The 1,027-nt window shown below is 45.2% G+C and carries 1 protein-coding gene; it reads right to left on the bottom strand.

Annotation, left to right across the window (positions count from 1 at the left end):
* Positions 1–114: 114 nt before the first annotated feature.
* Positions 115–1,027 (bottom strand): OB-fold nucleic acid binding domain-containing protein (locus R7Z78_RS24880; protein WP_318117054.1); only part of this gene is annotated, 913 nt, incomplete at its 5' end.

Below are 1,027 nucleotides of genomic sequence, written 5' to 3'. Positions count from 1 at the left end.
TGTTAGTTGAAGTAGCACAGGATCGTTTACGTCAGGTGCTTTCTACAAACGCCTAACTCATCAATAAATGTAAACAAAGGGAGGGTAACCTCCCTTTGTTGTATCTGCTCATTCTTAATGGAAGTCACGAGACTTACTCTGCAAGTTGGATAAGTAATGAGTACAGTCAATCAATTTACCCGCAATGACGTGGATGACTTCTCCCTCTCTTTCCAAAATACCTTTTACCATCAATATTTTTGAGGTGAGGTAAGCTTGCTTTTGCGCTCTTGCCGTCGCGCTCCATACCACAACGTTAATGTTGCCAGTGTCATCTTCTAAGGTGAAAAATGTAACGCCTGCTGCAGTGCCTGGGGACTGCCTTCCGGTGACGACACCTGCCACAGTCACAAGCGATTTATGCTCTTTATCAACCAATTGTTTCATACGCGTAAAACGAGGAAGTATTCCCGCTTCTTCTAGCAGAGTAATTGGGTGCCGATTCAGCGAAAGACCTGTACTGGCATAGTCTTCAATAAGGCTTTCATATTCAGATGGCTGTGCTTGATAGCCAACGCTTGGCTCTTCGATATGATGAAACAAAGGCAAATCGGACAGTGAATCCATCGCTGCCCAACGTGCGTTATAACGGTTACCCGATAAGATCTGAAAGGCATTTGCAGAAGCTAATAATTCGATATCACGACGACTTCTCAAGATTTGTTTGACCTCTTGTATTGAGTGATAGCCCGTTTTTGGTCGTCGTTCGACTAAGCGAGTCGCGCTTTCCTCATTAAAGCCCTTAACCAATCGAAAGCCCAGTTGCACACCAAGTCGGCCATTGGGGCGTTGAATCAAATGATGTTGGTAATAGGAATGATTGACACAGATAGGCAGAACTTCGACGCCGTGACGACGAGCGTCTTGCACCAATTGAGAAGGGCTGTAAAACCCCATTGGTTGGCTGTTTAACAGTGCCGTATAAAACTCTGCAGGATAGTAGTATTTTAGCCATGCCGAGCAATACGCCAAAACGGCGAAAGACGCT

This window comes from Vibrio sp. 1167 (genome assembly GCF_033340375.1).
In the GTDB taxonomy this organism is placed as follows: domain Bacteria; phylum Pseudomonadota; class Gammaproteobacteria; order Enterobacterales; family Vibrionaceae; genus Vibrio; species Vibrio alginolyticus.
This window is presented reverse-complemented; position numbering and strand designations above follow the sequence as displayed.